The sequence below is a fragment of the Pseudomonas sp. MF5691 genome (genome assembly GCF_016405645.1).
GTDB classification, from domain to species: Bacteria; Pseudomonadota; Gammaproteobacteria; order Pseudomonadales; family Pseudomonadaceae; genus Aquipseudomonas; species Aquipseudomonas shahriarae.
Window position 1 is genome coordinate 210,744 of the sequence record NZ_JAEKDC010000008.1, and the last position, 20,178, is coordinate 230,921.

General features: G+C 60.2%; 24 protein-coding genes and 1 tRNA gene. 13 read left to right on the plus strand and 12 right to left on the minus strand.

Going from position 1 to position 20,178, the window contains the following annotated elements:
- Positions 1-14 precede the first annotated feature (14 nt).
- From sctC to JFT44_RS14380, 3 genes are read left to right on the plus strand one after another with little or no spacing between them, the layout of a single operon-like run.
- On the plus strand, positions 15-2,156 hold the full coding sequence (sctC, locus tag JFT44_RS14370) for a type III secretion system outer membrane ring subunit SctC (RefSeq protein WP_198792288.1): 2,142 nt from the start codon (positions 15-17) through the stop codon (positions 2,154-2,156).
- A complete protein-coding gene (gene hrpT, locus JFT44_RS14375) occupies positions 2,153-2,356 on the plus strand; it encodes an HrpT family type III secretion system protein (protein ID WP_057958289.1) in 204 nt (67 codons plus the stop codon). Before sctC ends, hrpT begins: the two co-directional genes overlap by 4 nt.
- Positions 2,353-2,724 carry a hypothetical protein gene (locus JFT44_RS14380; protein ID WP_057958288.1) on the plus strand — a complete coding sequence of 124 codons (372 nt, stop codon included), beginning with the start codon at positions 2,353-2,355 and terminating at the stop codon, positions 2,722-2,724. Before hrpT ends, JFT44_RS14380 begins: the two co-directional genes overlap by 4 nt.
- On the opposite strand, the gene sctU is transcribed toward JFT44_RS14380, so the two are convergent.
- The 11 genes from sctU to sctW are packed head-to-tail and all read right to left on the minus strand — an operon-like array spanning position 2,721 to position 12,923.
- Positions 2,721-3,818, minus strand: a complete 1,098-nt coding sequence (gene sctU, locus JFT44_RS14385; RefSeq protein WP_169990137.1) for a type III secretion system export apparatus subunit SctU — start codon at positions 3,816-3,818, stop codon at positions 2,721-2,723. The genes JFT44_RS14380 and sctU overlap by 4 nt on opposite strands.
- Positions 3,815-4,603 carry a type III secretion system export apparatus subunit SctT gene (gene sctT, locus JFT44_RS14390; protein ID WP_198830824.1) on the minus strand — a complete coding sequence of 263 codons (789 nt, stop codon included), beginning with the start codon at positions 4,601-4,603 and terminating at the stop codon, positions 3,815-3,817. The genes sctU and sctT overlap by 4 nt, the downstream gene beginning before the upstream one ends.
- A 10-nt stretch (positions 4,604-4,613) precedes the next feature.
- Positions 4,614-4,877 carry a type III secretion system export apparatus subunit SctS gene (gene sctS, locus JFT44_RS14395; protein ID WP_057958285.1) on the minus strand — a complete coding sequence of 88 codons (264 nt, stop codon included), beginning with the start codon at positions 4,875-4,877 and terminating at the stop codon, positions 4,614-4,616.
- 7 nt (positions 4,878-4,884) lie between these two features.
- A complete protein-coding gene (gene sctR, locus JFT44_RS14400; protein ID WP_057958284.1) occupies positions 4,885-5,538 on the minus strand; it encodes a type III secretion system export apparatus subunit SctR in 654 nt (217 codons plus the stop codon).
- Positions 5,535-6,557, minus strand: coding sequence for a FliM/FliN family flagellar motor switch protein (locus JFT44_RS14405; RefSeq protein WP_057958283.1), 1,023 nt, complete (start codon positions 6,555-6,557; stop codon positions 5,535-5,537). The genes sctR and JFT44_RS14405 overlap by 4 nt, the downstream gene beginning before the upstream one ends.
- Positions 6,554-7,012, minus strand: a complete 459-nt coding sequence (locus tag JFT44_RS14410; protein WP_057958282.1) for a type III secretion system HrpP C-terminal domain-containing protein — start codon at positions 7,010-7,012, stop codon at positions 6,554-6,556. Before JFT44_RS14410 ends, JFT44_RS14405 begins: the two co-directional genes overlap by 4 nt.
- Positions 7,009-7,434, minus strand: a complete 426-nt coding sequence (locus JFT44_RS14415) for a YscO family type III secretion system apparatus protein (RefSeq protein WP_057958281.1) — start codon at positions 7,432-7,434, stop codon at positions 7,009-7,011. The genes JFT44_RS14410 and JFT44_RS14415 overlap by 4 nt, the downstream gene beginning before the upstream one ends.
- Positions 7,421-8,779 carry a FliI/YscN family ATPase gene (locus tag JFT44_RS14420; protein ID WP_057958280.1) on the minus strand — a complete coding sequence of 453 codons (1,359 nt, stop codon included), beginning with the start codon at positions 8,777-8,779 and terminating at the stop codon, positions 7,421-7,423. Before JFT44_RS14420 ends, JFT44_RS14415 begins: the two co-directional genes overlap by 14 nt.
- Entirely contained in the window at positions 8,776-9,681 is a 906-nt protein-coding gene (locus JFT44_RS14425) for an FHA domain-containing protein (RefSeq protein ID WP_164844827.1), read from the minus strand. Before JFT44_RS14425 ends, JFT44_RS14420 begins: the two co-directional genes overlap by 4 nt.
- 57 nt (positions 9,682-9,738) lie before the next feature.
- Positions 9,739-11,835, minus strand: a complete 2,097-nt coding sequence (sctV, locus tag JFT44_RS14430; protein WP_198830825.1) for a type III secretion system export apparatus subunit SctV — start codon at positions 11,833-11,835, stop codon at positions 9,739-9,741.
- Complete coding sequence (gene sctW, locus JFT44_RS14435; protein ID WP_169990135.1) at positions 11,832-12,923, minus strand: type III secretion system gatekeeper subunit SctW; 1,092 nt, start codon at positions 12,921-12,923, stop codon at positions 11,832-11,834. Before sctW ends, sctV begins: the two co-directional genes overlap by 4 nt.
- A gap of 262 nt (positions 12,924-13,185) precedes the next feature.
- Here sctW and JFT44_RS14440 point away from each other — a divergent pair, with 262 nt between their 5' ends.
- A complete protein-coding gene (locus JFT44_RS14440) occupies positions 13,186-13,737 on the plus strand; it encodes an RNA polymerase sigma factor (protein WP_057437724.1) in 552 nt (183 codons plus the stop codon).
- 38 nt (positions 13,738-13,775) lie between these two features.
- On the opposite strand, the gene JFT44_RS14445 is transcribed toward JFT44_RS14440, so the two are convergent.
- Positions 13,776-14,993 carry an MFS transporter gene (locus tag JFT44_RS14445; protein ID WP_057958276.1) on the minus strand — a complete coding sequence of 406 codons (1,218 nt, stop codon included), beginning with the start codon at positions 14,991-14,993 and terminating at the stop codon, positions 13,776-13,778.
- Between the two features lie 387 nt (positions 14,994-15,380).
- On the opposite strand from JFT44_RS14445, the gene JFT44_RS14450 reads away from it, so the two are divergent.
- The 9 genes from JFT44_RS14450 to JFT44_RS14495 all read left to right on the plus strand — a co-directional run bounded on the left by JFT44_RS14450 (position 15,381) and on the right by JFT44_RS14495 (position 20,157).
- Positions 15,381-15,457: transfer RNA gene (locus tag JFT44_RS14450), tRNA-Met, on the plus strand.
- A 170-nt stretch (positions 15,458-15,627) separates the two neighbouring features.
- Positions 15,628-16,869, plus strand: a complete 1,242-nt coding sequence (locus JFT44_RS14455) for a tyrosine-type recombinase/integrase (RefSeq protein ID WP_198830826.1) — start codon at positions 15,628-15,630, stop codon at positions 16,867-16,869.
- 34 nt (positions 16,870-16,903) lie between these two features.
- Positions 16,904-17,710: a hypothetical protein gene (locus JFT44_RS14460; protein WP_198830827.1), complete on the plus strand. Its 807-nt coding sequence runs from the start codon at positions 16,904-16,906 to the stop codon at positions 17,708-17,710.
- Positions 17,711-17,817: 107 nt separating this feature from the next.
- A complete protein-coding gene (locus tag JFT44_RS14465; RefSeq protein ID WP_198830828.1) occupies positions 17,818-18,087 on the plus strand; it encodes an AlpA family transcriptional regulator in 270 nt (89 codons plus the stop codon).
- Positions 18,088-18,456, plus strand: coding sequence for a hypothetical protein (locus tag JFT44_RS14470; protein ID WP_198830829.1), 369 nt, complete (start codon positions 18,088-18,090; stop codon positions 18,454-18,456).
- 478 nt (positions 18,457-18,934) lie between these two features.
- Positions 18,935-19,198, plus strand: coding sequence for a hypothetical protein (locus JFT44_RS14480; protein WP_198830831.1), 264 nt, complete (start codon positions 18,935-18,937; stop codon positions 19,196-19,198).
- Positions 19,195-19,554, plus strand: a complete 360-nt coding sequence (locus tag JFT44_RS14485) for a hypothetical protein (protein WP_198830832.1) — start codon at positions 19,195-19,197, stop codon at positions 19,552-19,554. The genes JFT44_RS14480 and JFT44_RS14485 overlap by 4 nt, the downstream gene beginning before the upstream one ends.
- Positions 19,551-19,862, plus strand: a complete 312-nt coding sequence (locus JFT44_RS14490; RefSeq protein WP_198830833.1) for a hypothetical protein — start codon at positions 19,551-19,553, stop codon at positions 19,860-19,862. Before JFT44_RS14485 ends, JFT44_RS14490 begins: the two co-directional genes overlap by 4 nt.
- Positions 19,849-20,157: a hypothetical protein gene (locus JFT44_RS14495; protein ID WP_198830834.1), complete on the plus strand. Its 309-nt coding sequence runs from the start codon at positions 19,849-19,851 to the stop codon at positions 20,155-20,157. Before JFT44_RS14490 ends, JFT44_RS14495 begins: the two co-directional genes overlap by 14 nt.
- Positions 20,158-20,178: the final 21 nt, after the last annotated feature.

The window sequence follows — 20,178 nt, forward strand, 5'->3', positions numbered from 1 at the left end:
CAGAGAGTTCCCCCATGTATAACAAGATCGACAAGCGCAATCGCTTGCGCGCCGTCTCGCCTGCAGGTCCGCGAAAAATAGCCGATTGGCGCTGCCTGCTAGCGTTACCCTGGTTGCTTATGCCCCTGCAAAGTACGCTCGCGGCTATCCCCAGTGAATGGAAAAACACCGCGTATGCCTATGAAGCCGAACATAAGCCGGTGCAAGAAGTCCTGGAGGATTTCGCCCAGACCTTTGGCACGCAATTGCAGATCGACGGCCTGCTGGAGGGCAACGTCAATGGCAAGATCCGCGCTGATACCCCCCAGTCACTGCTCGATAGGCTGGGAGTAGAACATCGTTTCCAGTGGTACATGTACAACAACACGCTGTACATCAGCACCCTGGACCAACAGGAGTCCGCGCGCCTGGAAGTCTCCTCCGAAACCGTGGCGGACTTGAAGCAGGCCTTGACTGACATTGGCCTGCTCGATAGCCGTTTCGGCTGGGGAGAATTACCCGACGAAGGTGTGGTGCTGGTGTCGGGCCCCAAGCGCTATATCGACCAGATCAAGCAGTTCAGCAGTCAGCGTAAATCTCCCGATGAAAAACAGAGTGTGCTGACATTCCCGCTGAAGTTCGCCAACGCGGCAGACCGCCCGATTGATTATCGTGGCGAAAAGTTGGCCATCCCTGGGGTTGCCAGCATGTTGCGAGGCTTATTGGAGCCTCGGGACACCTCAGTGCTTTCGTCGAGGACCTCACGTCCCGCCTCGTCATCGCAGCCCTCGCCTGTCACCCCGATCCTGCCCCGCCTGAGCAACCCGATGCTGGACCAGATGCTCGGCGCGCCAGCTCCCCTCGGGCAGATGAATCCAGGCATGCCTCTCACCACCAGAGCCCCGGTTGCAAGAGGCCGGATCCGCGTTGAAGCGGATGTGCGTAACAACGCCGTATTGATCTATGACGTGCCAGAGCGCCAGGCAATGTACCGCGAGCTGATCGCCCAGCTCGATGTGGCACGCAAGCTGGTGGAGATCGATGCGATCATTCTCGATATCGAGCGCACGCAGCTGCGTGAGTTCGGGGTCAACTGGGGTTTCCAGAACAGCCGCTTTCGTGGCGGGGTGAACATGGCGCCGGGTACCTCCGCACAGATGTCGATTGGAAACCGCGACCGCTTCTACGCCGATATCCGCGCCCTGGAGGCCAAGGGCCTGGCGACCATGGTGTCCAACCCGTCGGTGCTGACCCTGGAAAACCAGCCCGCTGTGATTGATTTCAATCGCACCCAGTACCTGACCGCTGGCGTCGAAAACGCGACCATCTTGCCCATCACCGTGGGCACCAGTTTCCAGGTGGTGCCACGGGTCATCACCTCGCGCGGCAGCCATCAGGTCCATCTGGCGGTGGATATTGAAGACGGCAACTTCGACGAAACCAACCCCGAACGCATCGGCCCCGATGTACGCCGCGGCAAGGTCAGCACCCAGGCGGTGATGGCGGAAAAACGCTCGCTGGTGGTCGGCGGGTTCCATGTCAGCGAAAGCGCCGACAGACGCAATAAAGTGCCGGTGCTGGGCGATATTCCCTTGCTGGGCAAGACGCTGTTCTCCTCCACCGAGCGCAAGAACAACCGCCGTGAACGCCTGTTTATCCTGACCCCGCGGGTGATCGGCGACCAGGCGGACCCGTCGCGCTATTTGCCCCAGGACGACCAGGCGGAACTGCAGGCCGCCCTCAAGCCTTTGGCCAGGCGCTATGCCGAGCATCAGCCCGTGATCAAGCGCAGCGATATCACCAGCGCCCTTGCACACCTGGTCACCGGTCAAGTGCCCCACACGTTCAAGGCTGAGCCTATGCCGCTAGGCCTGAACACCTTGTGCAGCACCCGTGATCTGCTGGCGCTCAATACCGAACGCAGCCAGTGGTACACCGGCCCGCAGTTCAACGTGGCGGTGGTCGTGCTGCGTAACCAGTTCAAGCGCAACGTGCGTATCGATGAGAAGGAATGCAGCAACTCCCAGACCCTGGCCGTCGGTGTCTGGCCGCGGGCCTGGCTCAAGCCCGGTGAAGAGGCCGAGGTATTCATCGCCATGCGCCCGGTGGTGAAGGATGAACATATCGGTGTGACCCGCCCCTCCCTGCTCACCCCAACACGGAAAACTGCGCCATGAAACAGCGAATCGCCTGCATCACCCTCCTCGGCCTGACCCTGCTGCTGGAGGGGTGTACACCGACATGTCGAGGCGACTCCTGCTCCCGCCCCCAATCGAGCGCCGACAAACTGGTGGTGTGGTGGCCGCCGCAAATGCGTGTCGAACCCGGCCCCTCGGGGGAGCGCTCGGATTACCAGACAATCTCCCTGGAGCGATGACGGTCATGCCATTACCCGACGCTGGTTCGCATGACCAGGAGTTTCTGCAGAACCTGGTGAGCGGCCGTGTCGCTTACCACTCGCTGCACCCGGGCATTGGCCTGTGCCGTTTGAATCCCGGCTCGCAACCCGGCCTGGCCTTGCAGATTGCGCCTGAGGCGTTGCAGGTCGGCCAGTTGGAACGGGTGCTGGAGCGGCGCTTTGAACACGCAACGGCGTTCGATGGGTGCTTTGTGTTCCTCGATGCCAAGGGCAGCCTGGTGATCTGGCATGCACTGCCCTCCTGTGGCCACTCGCCCGCTGACACCCTCAGCCGCATGCTTTCCCTGGCCCGGCTCGAAGCGCTGGATGTACACCGCGCGCCCTAGCGGCGCGCAAGCTCCGGCAACTCCAGGGTCTGGCGCTTGGCTTCATCATCCAGTTCACGCAAGGTGCGATAGATCAGCGCCACTGCCTGCAGGGTCTCCCGGGGAATCGGCGCGCCCAGCTTGCGCTCATACAGCATGCGCGCCAACCACACACACTGGATCACCGGCACATCGGCGGACTTGGCCCGTTCAATCAACTTACGGGCCAGGGCATCCGTGCCTTTGTCCACCAGCATCGGCAGCGGGGTTTTGCCGGGGCGGTAGTACAACGCCACGGCATAGTGCGTGGGGTTGACCACCAGCATGTCGGACTCTTCCAGCTTGGGTAGCTTGATCTTGGGTTCTTCCTGGGCGAGCTGGTAAGCCAGGGAACGCCGCTGCCCCTTGACGTGGGGGTCGCCCTCCATGTCCTTGTACTCCTTGACCACCTCCACCTGGGTCATGCGCATGCGCTTGGCAAAGAAGTGCTTCTGCATGGCCAGGTCGATCAGCGCGAGCACCAGCAGCAGCCCCAGGCAGGCATGCAGCAAGTGGCGGAACAAGGTGATCAGCGCCACGATATAGCTTTGCAGATCGCTGGTGGCCAGGTTGATCAACACCTGCAAAGAGGGGGTGATAACCACATACAGAATCAGCGAGAGCAGCAATGCCTTGCCTAGCCCCATCAACAGGTTGATCACCGACTGGGCGGAAAACATCTGCTTGAGCTGGTTCAGCGGATTGAGGCGATTGAAATCCGGCTTCAGGCTTTCCGGGGCAAACAGGAAGCCGAACTGCATCCAACTGCTGATCAGTTTCGTCGCGATCGCCACCGCGCACATCAACAGACCAAACGAGAAAAAAACGACCAGGCCATCGAGCAACACTTCTTCCAGGGCGCGAACAAACGGTTGGTCCAAGCGCGAAAACGGCAACACCATCAACTGCTGGAAGCGCTGCATGCTGGTTTCGGCGGTGAGCAACGCGATCTCGCTGATCGCGGTGAGCACCAGCAACTTGGGCACGTCCTGGCTTTGTGCAACCTGGCCTTTCTTGCGTTGGTCCTTGAGCTTCTTGGGCGTTGCCGCGTGTTTTTTCTCGCCGGAATCGCTCATTGGTTCACGCCCCGGAACATCAGGCCAAGGGCATGCTTAAGGTCGCCCAGCAGCCCCATGCGCCCTACAATCAGATCTTGCAGCAATGGAAAATACAGCAGTAAAAAGGCCAGTCCCGCCAGGCTCTTTGCCGGCATTGCCAGGGTACTGACCTGCAACTGCGGGCTGTACAACCCGAGTAAGGCGAAACCGAACTCCAGTAACAGCAGCACCGCGATAAAAGGCGCAGCGTAAAGCATCATGTGTGTGAAGGTTTCGCCAAGCATCCCAACGAACACGCTGAAACCGTTGACGGCCACCACCGGCAGCCAATCCGTGGCGGGCCAGATCAGGTAGCTATCCCAGATAACCTGGGTCAATACGCCCAGCCCAAGGGTGGCAATCAACAGGAAAATCACCACCTGCTTGAATAAATGCCCCACGGGCGTGGCGTCCGGGCCGAGCGAGGGGTTCAGTTGCCCGCCCGCCAGGGCCCCACGCTGGTTATCCAGCAGCGCGCCTACCGACTCGAACATCCAGAATGGCATGGACAACAAGACACCCAGCAAAACCCCCAGGCCCACCTCCTTGAGCAATAGCCCACCGAGCATCAGCACCGAGTATTCGTTGCCCGCCAGCGCAGCATGGATCATCGGCGCCGGCATAAACGCCATGACGATCACAATGGTATGCCGGGGCATACCGCGTATATGTTGAAAACAGAAGGCCGGCACCAGGAACGCGCAAGGGTAGATGCGTGCCATGGCGATCACCAGGCTGACCAGGAAGTCGAGATAAGGCAGCACCGGTCGTACCTCAGTTCAAGGCCGAACGGGCGATCATGTCGAACATCAGGTTGATCAGTTGGATCAACTCCACGCCAATCCAGCGCCCCGTCAGGATCAGGGTAATGCCAACCGCCACCAGCTTGATGCCAAAGGGCAGCGTCTGGTCCTGTATCTGCATCAGGGCCTGTACCAGAGATGTCATCACGCCGACGATCACTGCCACGATCAACGGAGGTGCCGATAGCACCACCACCAGCAACATGCCCTGTTTGAAGAGTAGGATCGGTTCCATAGGCCACTCAGAGATAAGAAAAGAACAAGCTGTCGAGCAGGCGCGACCACCCGGACACCAGCACGAACAACAACAACTTGAGGGGTAAGGAAATGGTCATGGGTGAGACCATCTGCATGCCCAGCGCCAGTAACAGGTTGGAAACAATCAGATCGATGACGATAAAGGGCACATAGATCAGGAAGCCGATCTCGAACCCTGCCTGCAACTGCGAAAGCACAAAAGCCGGGATCAGCAGCAACAGGTCATCGCGATGGGCGTTTTGCGCCATCTCCGGCGGCCACATGCGCGCGGTGTTTTCCACCAAATGGGTCAGGACGTCCGGGTCGGTGTTGCGGCTCATAAAGGTGCGCAGCGGCTTTATCGCCTCTAGCCCCGTTTCTTGCAGGCGCTGCACGCTGCTCATGTCCACGGGGAATTGCTTGGCATTCTGTGCCATTTCATATCCCACGGGCGCCATGACAAACAGGGTTGCCGCCAGCGCTATGCCGTTCAACGCCATGCTGGGCGGCACCTGCTGCACGCCAATCGCGTTGCGGGTGATCATCAGCACAATGACGATTTTCAGAAAGGCCGTGCAGACAATCAACAACATAGGCATCAACGACAATGCCGCGAGAAACAACGCCAGGACAATGGGGTCGATCCCCTGAAAAGTCATCGCGCGAAAATCACACGGGACAACTGCAAGCCGAGGCGTCCATCCACCTCCACCAACTGGCCCTGACCAATCGGTCGATCGCCGTAGTAAAGCCCTGCCATGCCCGGGGCGTAGCCCGCGATGCTCAACACCGCGCCGGGGGCCAGATTGCGCAGCTCCCCGAGGGTCAGGTTCAGGGTCCCACAGCGCACATTCAAGGCCATGCTCAACTCATCGAAAGGCTCATGGCCAAAAACATCTACCACGGGTTCATCAAGATCATGCTCGTCATACCCTGAGTAATGTTGTGCTGAAAGATCCTCGTCCACAGACGTCTCCTCGATAGATATAAGTGTCAGGCACACAGACCCCGATTCATCATCAAGGCGCCCATGCACGCGATGCCTTCCCATCCGCAACCGACCATTGCCGTGCACATCGAAAAAGGCCTGTTCCAGCATCACCACATCACCGACACGCAGGCTGCGAACCTGGGTCAGGGGTAGCTGCAAGCGCCCCAGCGTCACGGCAATCGCCAGTTGAAACGAGGCCGGTAATGGCTGGGCCGTCGGCTGCCATTGCCCCGCCTCGCACAGCGCCAACAGACTTTCAGGGGTCAGCAACAGATACCCCACCACCCTGGAGGGCCCCAGCGTCACCGTAAGCCGGCAACCGAAATTCAGTTTTCCAGGAGGCGTGCGAAGGCGCAGGTAACCGAACAGCGCTCGCACCTGAGGGCTCAAGTGGTGCTGGAACAGCTCCCAGAACCAGGAATCCGGATCATTGCCAGCCTCTGCCAGCGTCACCGGGCACTCCCCCAGCAGGCTGAACATCGGCCCCGGCTCGCTGAAGGCCAGCAGGCCGCAAGCACTGTCGAAATACAGGGGGGCAGCGCTTCTGGGCGCGCGCCCGGGTTCCAGCAGCAACTCTCCCTGCTGGTCCTGGACCGTAAACCCCATGCGCAAGCCGCGCCCCAAACGAAGCCTCGCCGCCACCGTGCCGCTTTTGACCGATGGAATGAGCAAGGTCGGCAGGATCATGCCGTCCCCACATGCACCAGATGCACATTGACCGGCTGGCCCAACCCTTCGGCCAAACGCTCCTCGCAGCACTGGCGCACGCCCCCCAGCCAACGGGCGGTCAGCTCCTGTTCTGCCGCCAACTCTATGCTCCAGGCCCCCTGTTCACGACGCACACTGGCATTGATCCGGCCCAGGCGCGGCAGATACAGCAACGCCTGCAGGGGCCACTGCACTCCCCCACGGATCTGGGGGAGCAACTGGCCGGTCATGGCTTCAATCATCAAGATATCGGCGGACGCCGCAGCACCCGTGGCCGATGGGCCGTAACCGGCGCTCTCGTCGGTGTCGCCAAGCAGATGAGTAAACAACTGCCCCAGCTCCCTGGCCAAGCCGCCCACCATCACCGGCTCCCTGTCGTCCCGAGGCTCACGCAGACGCGGGCGTTCGGGTTTGCTTGCTGGAACTTGCGTCATATTTCTTCCTGTATTGCTTCCTGAGCCAACAAAACGGACAACTCCTGAAGTTTCTCGACCTCTTTAAGGCATTGGCTCACCTGTTGCTGCGCACTGGCGACCTGCACCACCTGCTCCTCACGCCGGCCATGCAGCTCATGCAACTGCCCTTCTTCGCGCCGGGTTCCGGCGGACAAAGTGCGCTCCTGGGTCCCCCAGGACTTGAGCTGGGACAGCGAGAGCACCTGCCCCTGGTGCTTCTCCAACAGCTCTGCGGTTTTCTGGATTTCCTCCAGGCGGGTCTGCTCAAGGGCTTGCTGGGCCTGCTGGATTTGCGCCAACAAGGCCTGCTGGTGCCGCTTGGCTTCACGCAACGCGCGCTCGGCGCGGTCGGCGCGATGCCTGCGCAGACGCCGCAAGGTGTCGAGTTCAGAAAGGGACATGGGTGGTCAGGCTCATCAATTGATCGAGGGTCATCGGCATCGGTGCCGGCTCGCGCAAGTCCTGGCGCAGGAAGCCATCCACCGCCTGGCGGCTGTCCACGGCCAGGTCCGTCAGGGCATCGTTGCCGGGCTGGTATTCCCCCAGCTTGAGCATCAGCTCGATCTGTTGGTACGCCGATAACAAGCGACGCAGTGCCGTCCCGGCCTGGATATGCGCGGGCTCGGCGACGTTGCTCAAAATCCGTGACAGGCTGGCCAGCACATCCACCGCCGGGTAGTGGCCGCGCTCGGCCAATTTGCGCGACAAGACGATATGGCCATCGAGCAGCGAGCGCACTTCATCGGCCACCGGATCGCTCATGGAGTCCTGCTCGATCAGCACCGTATAGATCGCCGTGATCACCCCCTCGCGGGTCAGCCCTGCGCGCTCTACCAGACGCGGCAGCAAGCTGTACACCGACGGCGGCAGGCCGCCACGCCCCAGCGGTTCGCCGGCGGCCAGGCCGATTTCGCGCTGGGCCCGGGCAAAACGGGTCAGGGAGTCGATCAGCAACAGGACCCGTTTGCCCTTGCGTCGGTAGCCTTCGGCCAGTGCCGTGGCGGTGAAGGCAGCCCGGGCGCGCTCCATGCTTGAACGGTCGGACGTCGCACACACCAGCACCGCCTTGGCCCGCAGTTGCTCATCCAGTTCATGATCGAGAAACTCGCGCAACTCGCGGCCCCGCTCGCCAATCAGGCCGAACACAATCACATCACAGTCGACGTTTCGGGCGATCTCCGCGAGCAAGGTGGTCTTGCCACAGCCGGCCCCCGCGAACAGGCCAACGCGCTGGCCTTCACCCAGGGTCAGCAGGCCGTCGATCGAACGCACCCCGGTGGACAATGCGCGGTGGATCCGCGGCCGCTCGGTGGGCAACGGCGCCTCGCACAACACCAGGCTGGTATCGTGGGCGTGCGCCTCGACAAAGGCGCTGGCCCCCTCCCCCGTAATCGGGCGGCCAAAGCCGTCCAACACCTGGCCCAACAGGTCATCGCCGACCCGCACCCGATGCGCAACCCCCAACTGCTCGACACTGGCCCCCACGCGCACGCCTTCCAGGTTGCCCAGGGCACTGAGCACCGCATCCTGCTGATCGAAACCGATAATCTCGGCCAGCATGTAGTCGCCCGTGGACTTTTCCACCTGGCACAAATCGCCAATACGCGCGTCGGGCAAGCGGCATTGCAGCAACATGCCGTTGACCCGCTGAATACGCCCACGTACCGAGACCGGCGCAAAATTGGCCAGGGCCTGCGATCGGTCCTGCTGCCAGGCCTCCAGGCGTGCCTGCAGCTCGCCACTCACCAGCGCACCTCATAGCGCTGCACGCCGTCGAACACCACCTTGCTGTTATCAATCAGGACCAGCCGTAAGCCATCCACTTCATCCCCGACAAACAGCCGACTGCCTTCATCCAGGACCACATGCCCATTGGGCCCGCCAACGATCTGCAGGATCTTGAAAGGGAACACGGCGCTGCGCTCTTTGACCCGACTGATCACCGGCACGGAGGTCTCGAACTGCTCGCCAAAACGACTGAGCATGCGCGACACCACTCCCACCTCGTCCAGGGAAACGTCACCGTCCAGAGCCACCTGGCCATTGATCACCTGCAGGCGGATCCGATGACCCAGCTCACGCTCGTTGAGCATTTTCAACAGTTGCTGGCGGACTTCGTAGGGTGAGTCCAGCTCGCTTTTTTGACTTTTCACCGGCATCAGCGATGCCTGTGCCTCGTGGTCGCCCGTGGTGGCCAAGCCCACCGCCGTAATGATGACGGCAATCACCAGCACCAGGCTGAGCATGCGCTTCTGTTGCGGCCCGGAAATCGAGGACAACGTTAACGCCGGCACCGCCTGGCCGGCCGGCCTGGGCGCGGGCGCATCGGCAGCAGGCGTCGCTGCTTGCGGCCAAGGCTGGTCGGCCAGGGTGACACACAGGCGAACATTGCCAATCGTAAAAGGACTACCCAGTGCCAGGTCGGCAATCTGCGCCAGAAGCCGACCGTCGCCGGCCCGCACCAGCCCTTCTTCGGCCTGCACCGACCAGCGCTGCTCGATACAACGCAACAGCACATGCCGCTCGGCAATACCTTCGTCATACAGCGAAAGATCAGCATCCGGGTGGGCCCCAATCAGCCATTGCCCGCCAAACAGTGGCAGCGCAGCCCCCTGGTGCAGACCATCAAGCACGCGCAATTCAAACATCATCGAGCCTCATCACCGCTGGAACGACATTGGCCCGCGCAAGACTCACTAGCGCCCTCATGCCACCTCCTCGCGCATCAGATCGTCCCGGGCCAGATCAAAACGCCCCAGCACCTTGACCTTGGATGAAGCACTCAGCTCGGCGAACGACAGAACCGGCACATGGTTGAACTCTTCCAACAGCAGGGTGCGCAAGGGGCTGCGCAAATCCTGAGCCACCAGCAGCACGCTCTTGCTCTTGGGGCGCACGGCAAAGGCTTGCTTGAGCAGGCTGACCAGCGCCGCACTGCTTTCGTGATCCAGGGAAAAGAACACCCCCGTCTGGGTCTGGCGCAGGGCATCGCGCAATACGTTTTCGGTGTGGGGCGACAGCAGCCAGGCATGCAGACCGTCGACTTCGCTGTATTGGTGGAGAATCTGCGACTTGAGGGCTATGCGTGCATAGTCAGCCAGGGCATCCGGCTCACGCTCATGCTGACCGTGTTCGATCAGCGCCTCGACAATCAGCCGCACCGCCCGTAGGGGTACGCCCTCACCGGCCAGGCGCTGCAACACCGATGAAAACCGCGACAGCGGCATGATCCGCTGCAGCTCCTGCACCAGCTCCGGCTGGTTGAACTCCAGCCAACTGAGAATCGCCTTGCTCTCCTGAATCCCGAGAAACTGCGGGCCGCTGAGCAACATCGCCCGGGTCATCCGCTCCTGGAGCAAGCTGTACGCCGTCGAGCGCGCCAGGTGTTCGTCCGCCAGCACCGGGTCATCGGGGGTGAACCAGACCCAGTCCTGTTCATCACGCTCCACCAGGCCCCTGCTGCCGCTTTCAGGCTCGGCCGACAGTGCCGCCAGCTCCACGCCGACCCAGTGACCTAGGGTGGCTTTCAATATGGGCACTTCATGCACGCAGAAGCGAAACTCATCGTCGGCCAGCGTAGGCGCAAACTCGACTTCAAACGGCGGTAGCGTCAAGCCAATCTGGGTCACCAGGCTATTGCGGCTCTGGCGCACCCCGTGGATCACTTCAGTGACCAGCGGGCTATCCTGCAGGGCCGGCGGAAACTGCAACAGGTAAGGCCGCGACGGATCGAAACCACGCAAGTCCTCCACCCCGTTCTGCTCCGGCGGGAGGGTATCGGCGACCGGTTCCTGCGCCTGCTGCTCACGCTGACGCTGGCGCGTAAGGTAATAACCCAGGCTGCCGGTCATCAGCGAAATAAGGATAAACACCACCGTGGGCATCCCCGGCAGCGTCGCGAACGCGAGCATGCCCACCGAGGCGATCATCCAGCTCTTGGGCTCACTGGTCATTTGCCGGGCAATCTCGGCGCCCATGTTGTTGCTGCCTTTGTTGCGACCGGACGGCGCCACACGGGTGATGATCATGCCGGCCGTCAGCGAGATCAGCAGGGCCGGGATCTGCGCGATCAAGCCGTCACCAATGGTCAGTACCGAGTACAACGCCATGGAGTCGCCGGCGCTCATGCCATGCTGGAACATGCCGGTGGCAAAACCGCCCAGCAAGTTGATCACCACAATGATCAGCCCGGCGATAGCGTCCCCCTTGACGAACTTCATCGCCCCGTCCATGGCCCCGAACAACTGGCTTTCACGGGACAGTTGCTCACGCTTGTCCCGGGCCTGGTTGCCATCAATCAGGCCGGCACGCAGGTCACTGTCAATGGACATTTGCTTGCCGGGCATGGCATCGAGGCTGAAACGCGCGGCCACTTCCGCAACCCGTTCCGAGCCCTTGGTGATCACCAGGAAGTTCACCAGGGTCAGGATCATAAAGATCACCAACCCCACCGCCAGGTTGCCGCCCACCACAAAGTTGCCGAACGCCTCGACAATGTCACCGGCGTCCTGCTCCAGCAGGATCAGACGCGTGGTGGCAATCGACAACGCCAGGCGAAACATCGTGGTCAGCAGCAGGATCGACGGAAACGAGGAAAAGGCCAGCGGCCCCGGCAGGTACAACGCCAACACGATCAGCAGGCACGAAATACAGATATTGACCGCAATCAGGATATCCACCAGCCAGGTGGGCAACGGCACGATAAAGATAAACACAATGGCCATGACGACCACCGCGCCCAGCACCTCGGCACGCTGTGCAACCTTCAACAGCACCCCGTTGATTGCCCGCAACGCACTCATGCCTTGAGCCCTGGCCACGTGTGGGTATGTCGCGCGCCTCGCTCCTGCATGGCGTATTCAAGCAGCACCTGCTTGTAGCTGTTCACGGCCTCTTCGCGCCGTCTTGCATCGCACCACCAGGCCAGGGGCAAGGCTTTGAGCTCGGGAAAAAAGGCGCCGAGGGAACTCAACTGGTGAGACAGCTCACTCCCCCCCAGGTCCCTGGCCAGGTGCTTGATTTCGTGGGGCGTAAGACCATTGGCCGCATACCCCAGCAAGCGCTGCAACAGACCCAGCGGATCCAGATGCAGTTCGGGGTACAACAGCAGGGAGCGCCCGATCAGCTCCTTGCAGCGCGCGAGCACGCCGCTCAGCCGGCTGCAGTCGTTCAGGCCCAACAGCAAAGTGCGCAACTGGCCCCGATCGACCGACGAGGTCTGCGCGGCAATATCATCGGCCAGGGCCCGGCGGATCAGCTTCAGCCCCGTCTCGAAGTCACCTTCACCATACAGCCCCAGCAGCGACTGCATCAGGGTCGCCAGCGATTGGGTCGTGACCACGCTGGTGTAATACAGGCTGCGCACCGCCTGGCGCATCTGTGGGTCATCGCTGCCGGCCTGCAGCGCCATCGCCGTGTTCAGGCCCGCCTGGATCTGCGGCTGGTAGTGGTTCTCCAGATCAGTCAGGGAACTGCGTGCCAGGCTAGCCTCCGCAGTACGCCCCTCAGCATCCGCCTGGAGCGCCACGTGCTTGAGCACCACATAGGCCCGCGCCGGGTCGTTGCCGGTGATCTGCATGATTTTGCCGACGCCGGCGCGGAGCAGCAATTGCCCCCTGACATTACGGGCAATGGTCGCCATTTTCGCCTGGGCCGGATGACCCAGTTGCTCATAGAGCTGGACCAACTGCTCGGCCGGAGGCGTACGCAAGCCCAGTTGACGCTCGCTCAGGGACGTGGCGTTGCGTGCGACCTCCTGGCTGAACATCTCACTGAAATCGTCAGCGATGGGGGCGTTTATCAGCGACGACGGCCCACTCTCGAACCGTGTAGATGCCGGCTGATTCAACTGCGGGTGATTTTGCACATCAAGGTTGGGATCGACTTTCATGGGAGTGCCAGGACAAGAGATTCGTATCCTTGTGTGGCTACAGCACCCGATACAGTTCCATCTTCGCCGTCATTTCCCAGGGCAATGAAAATACCTGCACAAACTCATGATGCTTTGTGCAAGGCCTTGCATGAAAAACACCTAAAACAAGATATTTCCTTATATTTATCAACCAGATAGAGACTTTCCGCGCTTGGCACAAGCGGTGCTAACAGGGTTCTCGTCGAAACCATTTCGACTGCTTCTACCCTGAGGAAAAATCATGGATATCCCTATCAGTGTTTTAGTTAATTTACCCCGTGACCCTAGCCAATCCATCCAAGATCTGTCCGACGACCACCACAAGCGCCTGCGCCGGTTCATTCATAAACGCGTACTGAACCCAGAGGATGCGGACGACATCCTGCAACTGACGTATCTGGAGGCCTGGCGCAACCGCCATCACTTCAGCGCGCAGGCGTCACTGAGCACCTGGATGTGCGGGATCGCGCTGAACTTGATCCGCAATCACTTCCGCCGCCTCTATGCCAAGCCGGTGCATTGCGAGTTCGACGAAGCGCTCTCCCATGGGCAGAACGAAGAACAGGATCTGGCGCGCCAATTTGAGATCAGCCGCCGCCTGGAAAATACTCTGAGTGCCATCCAGCACCTGCCCCTGGAAATGCGCAATACCTTGTATGCCTCATTGGAAACCGACGGCAGCTACCAGGACACCGCCGACGCCCTGGCGATCCCGATTGGTACCGTCCGCTCCCGACTGTCCCGGGCGCGGGAACAGCTCAAACGCGCGACAAAGTCTCACCCCTACCAGTAGGAAAGGTGTCGCCCAGGGATAGGGCAAACCTTACGGCTTTACGCTTTTTTCGTGCGAGGCAACAGAATCGCCAGCACCCCGAGCAATGGCAGGAACGAGCACAACGTGTACACGTACTCGATGCCATGAATATCTGCCAGATACCCCAGCAACGCCGCGCCAATCCCGCCAAACCCAAACATCAGGCCAAAGAACACCCCGGCGATCATCCCTACATTGCCCGGTACCAATTCCTGCGCGTACACCACAATCGCCGAGAACGCCGAGGCCAGGATAAAACCGATCACCACACTGAGCACGCTGGTCCAGAACAGGTCGACATGGGGCAACAGCAAGGTGAACGGCGCCACACCGAGGATCGAGAACCAGATCACCGCCTTACGGCCGATCTTGTCGCCAATCGGCCCGCCAAAGAACGTACCCGCCGCCACCGCGCCGAGGAACAGGAACAGATGCAACTGGGAACTGGCCACCGACAGGTCGAACTTCTCGATCAGGTAAAAGGTGAAGTAACTGGTGAAGCTGGCCATGTAGAAGTACTTGGAGAACACCAACAGCCCCAGCACCACCAGCGCGCCGAGCACACGGTTTTTCGACAGGCCATGGGTGGCGGCCTGGCCTTGCTTGAGCTTGAACAGGTTCAAATGGTTGCGGTACCAGCGGCTGATCGCATACAGCACGCCCAGGGCAAACACCGCGAACAAGCCGAACCAGGCGACATTGCCCTGGCCGAACGGAATGATGATCGCCGCCGCCAGCAACGGGCCAAACGCCGAACCCACGTTACCGCCCACCTGGAAGGTCGATTGTGCCAGGCCATAACGCCCACCCGAGGCCAGGCGCGCCACGCGGGACGCCTCCGGGTGGAAGGTCGAGGAGCCAATACCGATCAACGCCGCCGCCAGCAGAATCAGCGGGAAACTGCCGACCTGGGACATCATCAAAATCCCCACCAGCGTACAGATCATCCCGCAGGGCAACAGGAACGGCTTGGGATGACGGTCGGTGTAATACCCCACCCATGGCTGCAGCAGCGAGGCCGTGAGCTGGAACGTCAGGGTAATCAGGCCGACCTGGGTAAAGGTCAGGCCATAGCTTTGCTTGAGCATCGGGTAGATCGACGGCAACACCGCCTGAATCAAGTCATTGATCAAGTGCGCCAGCGCCACGGCGCCGATGATACGCATGACCAACGGGCTGGATTGCGCCGCGGCCGGCGCCGTAGCCACTGAAGGCTGGGAATTGGTAAGGGCCATGAGGAACGTTTCCGTACAGCAGATGGATGCACAGGTGCAGGTGTGACAATGTGCCACTTAATGGGGCAGGAAGGCTATCCCGTTAGCAGGCTAACGAGTAGGTGAATCGTTGCAGCGAACACCTGCCAGGCGCCGAACGCGCCACAAATCAAATGTGTGCGGGCTTGTGTGGGAGCCGGGCTTGCCCGCGATGCAGGCAACTCGGTGTATCAGATGCCATCGCAGGCAAGCCCCACACTCAGATGTTCGCGGCCTGGTGAAGTGCACAAATCCCCAGCCACTGGTCGCCTCACCCGGTGTTTTTCCTTAAACAGTTGATAGCGTAGATAAATTTTCAAAAAAAGCGCTTGACGCATTCCCGTTCTACGCGAATAATGCGCGCCACTTGGCTACATAGCTCAGTTGGTTAGAGCATAGCATTCATAATGCTGGGGTCCGGGGTTCAAGTCCCTGTGTAGCCACCAAGTACCTGTTTACAGATGTCTCCATGAGTCTCTAAACAACCACAAGAAGCCCGCCTCGTGCGGGCTTTCTTGTTTCTGGCTATCTCTCCCTGTATCCCCCTATACCTTCCCTCCGTGTATCCCCCTGTGTATCCTCGACAAATAATTGAACCGAGGGGATACAAGCCCAAATGAAGCGATCCGAGATAAAACGCCGCCCCCTTTCCGATACCGCATTGGCCGGCCTGGAGCCTGATGCCAACGAGTATCGCGAGCTGGACGGGAGCGGCCTTTATTTCCGCGTGAAGCCTGATGGCCAAAAGTCCTGGCAGCTTCGCTACAAGAAGCCCGACGGCAAATGGTCATGGCTTGGGCTTGGAGGTTACCCCGAGGTGAGCGGATCAGTCGCCAGGCAGAAAGCTGCCGAATTGCGCACCGACGCCGCCGACGGCAAAAACCCGATCGTTACCAAGCAAGCCCGCAAGAAAGCAGAAAGGGATATCGCCGGCGAGACATTCGAGCCGCTGGCGAGAGAGTGGTACGCCTCACGCCTGACCAACTGGGATGCGGGTACCGCCAAGCGAATCCTCGGCGCCCTGGAGCGTCACGTCTTCCCGGTGTTCGGTAAACGCCCCTATGCCGACATCACACCGCTTGAGTGGATGGAGTTTCTGCGCGGCATGGAACAACAGGGAATTCTTGAGCAAATGAGCCGGGTGCGCTCGTACTGCCGAGACGCCTACGACCTGGCCCGAGTAACTGGCCGGGCGACCCATAACCCGCTTGAGGGGCTGCAAAAATACCTCCAGTCAGGCAAGGCCGAGAACTACGCCCACGTCTCACCCGATGAGCTTCCCGGCCTGATCCGCGCCATCGCTGCCTATCCACACGCTCACGATGTGCGCCTCGGCCTGCGCCTGCTGAGCCTGTTCGCGGTGCGCCCCAGCGAGCTGCGCGAGGCGCAGTGGTCGGAGTTCGATTTTGCCAAGAAGGTCTGGACGATCCCAGTCGAGCGCAAAGGTCGCAAAAAGGGACTTGAGCACCTGGTGCCGCTTTCATCTCAGGCTATAGAGGCGCTGGAGGAACTGCGCCAGTACACCGGCAGCTATCCCCTCTTGTTCCCAGGCCGCAGCGACCACACCAAGCCACGCAGTGACACCGTGTTTCTGATGGCGCTGCGCCGTATGGGATATGAAGGTCGACAAACCGGTCACGGCTTCCGGCATATCGCGTCGACAGTGCTCAACGAGAACGGATTCGACGAGAACCACATCGAGGCCCAGCTTTCACACAAAAAGCCTGGCGTTGCCGGCGTCTACAACAAGGCCCAATATCTGCCGCAGCGCACGAAGATGATGCAATGGTATGCGAACTACCTCGACGGCCTGGCTGGCGGCGTGGTTGCTCAAGGCGACTTCGGCAAACGGGCATGACATTCGCTAATGGAATTGCAAAAGGCAGGAATCAATGACCAGTAAACTCACCAGATTCAAATCAGGTTTGCCTCTGGCGCGTGCTGCGCAATGGCTCGAAAGTTTAATAGGTGAGGCCGCAAGCGCTGACGACTTGTTCGATCTCTACCTCGATGGGCATCTAAATATCAGCATCGGCGGCCCTTTTACCGGCATGCCAATGGAAGAACCATACCCAGGAAAAAAAGTATGGACATTGATTCGGGAGCCCGTAGTAGACGGACCTCAAAGAATATTCACATTCAATCTGAATGACGCCCTGCAAATGATCGACACAGAACTGGGTGCCGCGCCCGCGCACTGCCTCAACGGTGTCACCTACGCATGGTTTGTGGATCGCAGCGATCATGGCGAAGTCCTAACGTTCGATGAAGCAACCGAGCGGCTGACGCCGATTGAGCCATTCGAGCTAGTACAGGTACACCCCGAAGAGATCCTGCGAATTGCTGAACTGGCAAACTCATCTCTGCCGTCTACCACCCTGACGCCGCCGCCAAGAGAAAATAGGATCTGGAGCCTCAATGAAAACGACGAGACTGTTTTTCACAAGGTCTCGACAATCAACGGATCACATATCCGCGGCATCAAAGCAAATAACAACAGAGGGGCGGACACCTTATCTAGCTACCCCGTCATCGCGGCCTTGATCGCTCTAATCGGAAAGCCCAGCCGTTCCGGCCTCAATCAGTCGGCAATTATTTCCGAGATGCTGGAGACATATCCCCATATGAGAGGTTTCAGCAAAAGGAACCTAGAGAAAATATTTTCCATTGCCAACAAGGCCATGAAAGACCGTGATTAATTTCGTCGAAACCCGTGATTGCGGTACTAAATTCCGCAATTGCGGTGACCGACAATGAGCTAAAAGCGAACCTGTTTCCCGTCTAAATCAGTATCGGGAAACGCACAATGCACACCATTCACGCACCACACCAACCTTCTGCCGCCGCCGCGCAGAACTTCGACCCGGCGATCACCCTAATCCGTATGCCGGATCTCGAAGCCATCACCGGCCTCGCCCGTCCCACCGTCTACAAGCGCCTAAAAGACGATCCGACCTTCCCCCGCCCTGTGCCGCTGAGCAACAGCAAGTCGCGTGGTTCGCCAGTTGGCTTTGTGCTGGCCGAGGTCCATGCCTGGGTGCGCCAGCGCATCGCCTTGCGAGGGGAGGCGGCATAAATGACCGACCAAAAAAAAGGCCAACCCATAAAGGCCAGCCCAGAAAAATCTCACGCCGATAGTACCACCAGCACAGGGAAAGCGCCGACGAAGATCAGCCGCGTCCTGGCGTATCTGCTCCAGGACCGCAGCCTCAATCGCTTCGAGGCCGAACGCCTGGGCGATCACTGCCTCCACAGCACAATCAGCAGCTTGGCCCACGGCTACGGCCTGAAGTTCGCCCGCAAGTCCGAGCGCGTGCCGAACCACTGGGGGCTGCCTTGCCTTGTGACTCGCTACAGCTTGCCGCCTACCGAATACAAGCGCGCCAAGAGCGTGCTGGCTATGCTCAAAGGGACAAATGCGCCTCGTCGCCCGGTGGCAGCATGAACGCCGCGCTCACGATCGGCGATGAGTGGTCGATAACTTTGGTTGCACGCGCCGTAAGTGATCGGTATGGTTCGCCCCAAGTCATGGCAAAATCCATGATCGGGTGTAGGAACCCAACAGAAAACTTGGCGCACAGGCGCCCCCATTACGATTGCTGGCGTCTTTTTTTACGCCCGCAGTTAAGTGTTATGGCGGCCGTGTGTGGGCAGGCTTCGGCCTGGCCGGGTTCCAAGTTTCCCGGTATTCCTACCCCACGCACGGCTGCCACCCAATCCCGTAGGAAGGACCGTGGCAGTTCCGAAATTCAACTTGGAGCGCCACCTATGTCCGCCCTCATTCCGTCCGCAATTCGCGCATTTGCTCACCGCCGCATGGCCCTGAGCGCCCTCCGCGCAAACTCATCACTTTCCGTTCGTCTAACCCGTTACAACGCCCACATGGCCATCGCCCGCTCCCTGGAGTCTATCGGGGGTGCGCAATGAATACTCGCGCCCGCACCATCCAGGAAGTCGCCCACGATGCGCTCGAGGATCTCGAAAGCGCCCAGATCGCTCTACGCAAGGTTGAGGCCGTCCTCTACGCCGCACTGGCAGACAAGGGCACCAGTCAGCACGTCCGCAACCTGGTAGACGTGGCGTGGAACTTTGCCGCTGACGGCGCCAACACCGCCGACTGCAACCGCGAGGCAATTTCCGCCGCCCTGTCCGGGTGTGCTGCCCTGGGCGCTGGGGGTGGCCAGTGAAAACGTCAATCAAAACCCGCGACGACCTCAGCTTCACTAGGCGCGACGATATGGGTCGACTCATCAACTGGCCCTTGGGCAACCCTGGCGTGGCTGCCGACTGGGAAAAGGGGATAGCTTTCTTCAACGACGAGATCGTGGAGCTTGCCGCGCACGACGAGCATGAGGCGCTTTGGGCCATCAAGTCAGCATTGGGCACTATGTGTGGCCGATTTACGTGCCTTGAGATCGGCTTCGTGGATCGCATCGCTATTGCCGCTGTGAATGGCTTGCGCGCAAAGCGCAATGGCGTTGCCTGGGTTGAGGATAAAGACCTCGAAGACATCGAGGATGAATCGCGGGAGGTTTCGGCATGAAAACTCTAACCAACGGCGACACGCCCCGCACCGGCGTGGTGGTCAGAACCTCCGCTCTTACCCCAGGCGAGCAGCGCGGTATGCGTCTCGCTCGTGAGTTGTTCGACGAGCTCCGGACGATCTACACCCAGGCGATCGCACCCTCTCTCGGCGGCGGCAGCAGACCGATCAATATCCGCATGCGCGATCTGATGGCCGAGATCCATCTGCATTCGCACGGCTTCATGTCGAGCCACTGGAAAACTGATCAGGAGATTGAAGACGCCAAACCGATCAACCACCGGGAGATATTCAATGTCGACAGATAACCGCGCCCACGACGTACGCCAAGCCTATTGGTTCGTCTACACGCCCGCCGTTGAGAAGAATGGCCTGCTGTACTCGCGAATGATCGCCCCTTTTGAATCCGAGGAGGAGGCGGTGAACGGAATGGAGCTACTCAATACACGCTTTCCTGGTCCAGCCAAGGCGGCTGTCGGTCAACTCACCTATCAAGGTGTGCGTTTGGCCGAGGACATGGAGCAAGCATTCCGAATTGCCCGCGGCGATCTAGCGGATGAGTTGTCCGGGCCAGATCCACGCCGGCCGGTAGATCGTAAATGACCACCACCCCATTCCAAGGCG